Origin of the sequence: Saccharomonospora iraqiensis subsp. paurometabolica YIM 90007, assembly GCF_000231035.2 — a bacterium.
Taxonomy (GTDB): Bacteria; Actinomycetota; Actinomycetes; order Mycobacteriales; family Pseudonocardiaceae; genus Saccharomonospora; species Saccharomonospora paurometabolica.
This window is the reverse complement of sequence record NZ_KI912195.1, coordinates 141-4,574: the sequence shown is the minus strand read 5'-3', so window position 1 is coordinate 4,574 and position 4,434 is coordinate 141. Positions and strand designations below refer to the sequence as shown.

General features: G+C 72.7%; 4 protein-coding genes and 1 pseudogene. 3 read left to right on the top strand and 2 right to left on the bottom strand.

Annotated elements, in window-relative coordinates:
• Positions 1 to 1,158, top strand: a 1,158-nt coding sequence (locus SACPADRAFT_RS24915; protein WP_007026656.1) for a heavy metal translocating P-type ATPase, incomplete at its 5' end; no start/stop codon positions are given.
• Between the two features lie 53 nt (positions 1,159 to 1,211).
• Here the strand turns inward: SACPADRAFT_RS24915 and SACPADRAFT_RS0201875 are convergent.
• On the bottom strand, positions 1,212 to 1,946 hold the full coding sequence (locus tag SACPADRAFT_RS0201875) for a ZIP family metal transporter (protein ID WP_007026655.1): 735 nt from the start codon (positions 1,944 to 1,946) through the stop codon (positions 1,212 to 1,214).
• Between the two features lie 42 nt (positions 1,947 to 1,988).
• Positions 1,989 to 3,236 (bottom strand): MFS transporter, encoded by a 1,248-nt coding sequence (locus SACPADRAFT_RS0201870; RefSeq protein WP_007026654.1) that lies wholly within the window; start codon positions 3,234 to 3,236, stop codon positions 1,989 to 1,991.
• A gap of 123 nt (positions 3,237 to 3,359) precedes the next feature.
• Between SACPADRAFT_RS0201870 and SACPADRAFT_RS0201865 the strand changes: the two genes are divergently transcribed.
• Together SACPADRAFT_RS0201865 and SACPADRAFT_RS24910 are read left to right on the top strand one after the other, a co-directional pair.
• Positions 3,360 to 4,019: an ArsR/SmtB family transcription factor gene (locus SACPADRAFT_RS0201865; protein ID WP_007026653.1), complete on the top strand. Its 660-nt coding sequence runs from the start codon at positions 3,360 to 3,362 to the stop codon at positions 4,017 to 4,019.
• A gap of 94 nt (positions 4,020 to 4,113) precedes the next feature.
• Positions 4,114 to 4,434: pseudogene (locus SACPADRAFT_RS24910) on the top strand (MFS transporter); the annotation flags it as partial.

The window sequence follows — 4,434 nt, the reverse complement described above, 5'->3', positions numbered from 1 at the left end:
ATCGGTGTCGGACGGCTCTCCCATCCGGAACGACTGCCGGACTGGGCCCGCGGCGCGGCGCGGCGCGCGCGGCTGGACCTCGCCAGCGCGGTGTGGGTCGAGCGGGACGGTGTTCCGGTGGGGTGCCTGCTGGTCGCCGACCGGATCAGGCCGGACGCGGCCAGGACGATGCGCCGGCTCCGGGCGGCCGGTCTGCGGACGATCGTGCTGCTCACCGGGGACAAGGTGGACGACGCCCGGGAAGTGGCCGGCATGTTGGGGATCGACGACGTGCAGGCCGAGGCGAGTCCGGCGGACAAGATCGACCGGGTGCGCCGGGCCCGGGAAGCCGCAGTCACCGTCATGGTCGGTGACGGTGTCAACGACGCACCGGCGCTGGCCGCGGCGGACGTCGGCATCGCGCTCGGTTCGCGCGGGTCGACCGCCGCCGTGCAGGCGGCCGACGCGGTGATCATGGACGACCGGATCGACCGGCTGGCGGACGCGGTCGAGATCGCCCGCCGGGCCCACCGGTTGGCGGTGCAGAGCGCGGGACTCGGCACCGTGCTCTCGGTGGTGGCGATGTTCGCCGCGGCCTTCGGCTGGTTGGTGCCCGTCGCGGGGGCGCTGGTGCAGGAAGCCATCGACGTGGCCGTGATCCTCAACGCGTTGCGGGCGCTGCGCGTTCCCACGCACCGGAGGACACCCCGGGACCTCGATCAGCTGCTGCACCGCTTCGCACGGGAACACGACGACCTGTTGCACGCGCGGGCCGCGGTGCGGCAGGCCGCCGACGAGCTCGCCGAGGGGCTCGATCCGGATGCCGAGCAGGCAGTACGCCGGGCGTACCGGATGTTGAGCGAGCAGTTGCTGCCCCACGAGCGGGCCGAGGAGACCGAGTTGTATCCGAGACTGGCCGGTGTGCTCGGCAGCCCCGAGGGGACGGTCACGATGACCCGGGCGCACGCCGAGATCGGCCGGCTCGCCCGCAGGCTGGAGCGGCATCTGCGGGAATCGCCGGAGGGCATCCAACCTGATCAGGTGAGTGATCTGCTCGCCACCCTCTACGGGCTGGACGCGGTGTTGACGCTGCATTTCACGCAGGAGGAGGAAGCCTTTTTCACGCTCGCCTCCACCACCGACCCGGAGTCCGCGGAGGACGATCCCCGTCGTGGATGACCGGGCCGACGCCGTCCGGGTGTGGTCCGTGTGGTCCGGTCCCCGGAGCTTGCTCAGGTGGCGACGGCGACACCGAAGAGCAGAAGCAGCCCGGCGGCGACACCGAGGGTGTGGATGGTCTTCTCGTGGGCCGCCGGGGTGGTGGTCAGTTCGGGGACGAGGTCCGCCAGGGCGATGTAGACGAAGTTGCCCGCGGCGAACGGGAGCAGCACGGCCGAGTTGAACTGCCCGGACAGGGCGTAGGCGGCCAGCGCGCCGAGCAGGATCGTGGCGGCGGAGACGAGGTTGAAGGCGAGGGCACGGGCCCGCGACCAGCCGCTGTGGACGAGGATGCCGAAATCGCCCATCTCCTGCGGGATCTCGTGCGCGGCGGTGATCAGCCAGGTGATGATGCCCAGCCGGGTGTCGGTGACGAAGGCGGCGCCGATGGCGAGCCCGCCGATCAGGTTGTGCAGTCCGTCGGCGACCAGGATCAGGTAGCCCACCGGCCGGTGGGCGCCGACGGGACGGTGGCAGTGGTGCCAGTGCAGGTACTGCTCCAGCACCAGGAAGGTGAGCAGTCCGGCGGCGAACCAGACGTAGACGCCGAGGGTGTTGCCCAGTTCGTCGACCGACTCCGGGAGCATGTGGAACAGGGCGCCGCCGAGCAGCGACCCCGCGGCCAGCGCGACCAGGGGGAGCACGACCCGGTTGAAGATCCGTTCGGGCAGGACGAGGGTGATGCTGCCGGACAGGGCCAGCAGGGCCATCGTCACGCCCGCGGTGAGTATCCAGGCCAGCGTCGACACGGCGACCGCGTACCCGTTCGTCCGGCACCGTGTGCGGGCCCGTCACCCACGCCGGTGGGTCTCGTACATCCGGACCGCGACGCCGAGCCCGGAGAGCAGGCTGACCGCGGCGGCGGCCCAGACGGCGGCGCGCAGGTCCCAGAGGTCGGCCACGACTCCACCGAGGACGGCGCCCGCGGCGTAGCCGCTGTCCCGCCAGAGCCGGTAGACGCCCACGGAGCGGGCCCGCCAGCTCGGGTGGGCGACGTCGCCGATCGCGGCGAGCAGGGTCGGGTAGACCATCGCGGTCCCGGCACCCAGCAGGACGGTCGCGACCGTCCAGGCACCGAAGGTGTCGACGAGGGCGATCAGAGCCAGGGCCGCGGCCTGGGTGAGCATGCCCCCGGTGATGAGGTGCTTGCGCCCCCATCGGTCGGACAGGGCGCCGGTGGCGAGTTGCCCGAGGCCCCACACCGCCGGGTAGAGGGCCACCAGGATGCCGACCCGGTCCACGGCCAGCCCCGCCCCGGCGAACAGCAGCGGGAACACGCCCCAGGACAGCCCGAAGTTCAGGTTGTTCACCAGACCGGCCTGACTGGCCGAGGACAGGGCCGGGTCGGTGACGGTCGTGCGGGTGAACACCTGCCGGTCGGTGAGCCGGGCGTGCCCGGCCGCGGAGCCGTCGGTGGGGTGGGCGGCGGCCTCCAGGCGGGCGTGTTCGCGGGTCTCCCGGACGGCGAGCACGGACAGGCCGAGGCCGATGACGGCGTAGGACAGGCCGAGCAGGAAGGGTGCGGGGCGGAGCCCGAACTCCTCGGCGAGGTACCCGGCGAGCGCCGAGGTGACCGCGACCGCGCCGTATCCGGCCGCCTCGTTGAAGCCCATCGCGAGTCCGCGTTGACGGGGGCCGACCAGGTCGACCTTCATGATCACGGTGGTCGACCAGGTGAGGCCCTGATTGACGCCGAGCAGGAGGTTGGCGGCCACGACCCAGCCCCAGTCGGGCGCCCAGATCAGCATCAGGGGCACGGGGAGCGCGATCAGCCACCCCGCGATCAGGACCGGTCTGCGTCCGAAGCGGTCGGCCCAGGTGCCCGCCAGGTAGTTGGTGGTGGCCTTGCTCAGCCCGAAGACGAGCACGTAGGTCAGCAGGAACGTGTAGCCGGTCAGGCCGAACTCCCGTTCGGCCAGCAGGGGCAGCACCGTCTGCTCCTGGCCCACCATCCCGCCGACGAGGGCGTTCACCGCCACCAGCAGGCTGAACTGGGCGAGGTTGGCGCGCAGCCCCAGCCGTACCGGGTGGGTGCTCATGGTCACGACCTCCAGCGGATCCAGGTCGTCCCGGCTCGGTCCGTCCGCGGGACGTTCCCCGGGGAGGGCCGGCTCACCACCGGGACCGGTTCGTATACTAATCCATGGATTATTGGAGGAATGATGGGTGACCCGGAGACGAAGACGGCCCTGTTCGACCAGTTCGCCCGCGTCGGCAAGGCGCTGGGCAGTGGGAAGCGGTTGGAGCTGCTCGATCTGCTCGCCCAGGGGGAGCGCACCGTCGAGTCGCTCGCCCGCGCGGCCGGGCTCGGCCTGACCACCGCCTCCGCGCATCTGCAGGCCCTCAAGCGGGTGAACCTGGTCCGCACGCGCCGGGAGGGCACCCGGATCCACTACCGGCTCGCCGGTGCCGATGTGGCCGCGCTGTACGCGTTGCTGCGCACCGTCGCCGGGGCGCACCTGCCCGAGGTGGACGCCGCGGGCGCCGCGTACCTGGGCCCCGACGACGCCGAACAGGTCAGCCGGGAGGAACTGCTGCGTCGGGTGGCCTCCGGGGACGTGGTCGTGCTCGACGTCCGACCGCGCGAGGAGTACGACGCCGGACACATCCCGGGGGCGGTGTCGGTGCCGGTGGAGGAGCTCGTCGACCAGCTCGATGCCCTCCCGGCCGACCAGGAGATCGTCGCCTACTGCCGGGGGAGCTGGTGCGTGCTCGCCCACGACGCGGTCCGGCTGCTCACCGCACACGGGCGCACGGCCCGCCGCCTCACCGACGGGATGCTCGAATGGCGGCTCGCCGACCTGCCCGTCGCGACGCCCTGAGCCCGCACCGATCCGGTTCACCGCGATTCCGACCCGTCCCGCCCCGCCCCGCGCACCCCGGCCGGGACCGCTCCCGCCGCAGGAAGGCCCTTCCGTGATCGACGCCCCCCTCCACCCCGCCTATCGGCGGGTCCTCGTGGTCCTCGTGGCAGCCCAGATCCTCAGCGGGGCGGGCCTGGCCGCCGGCATCACCGTCGGCGCCCTGCTCGCCGAGGACATGCTGGGCAGTACGAGCCTGTCCGGCCTGCCCAGCGCGCTGTTCACCATCGGCTCCGCGGCCGCGGCGGTCCTCGTCGGACGCGCCTCGCAACGCCGGGGGCGCCGGATCGGCCTCTCGGCGGGCTACGGCGCGGGCGCCGTCGGCAGCGTCGGGGTCGTCATCGCGGCCGCCACCGGCAGCGTGCCGCTGTTGTTC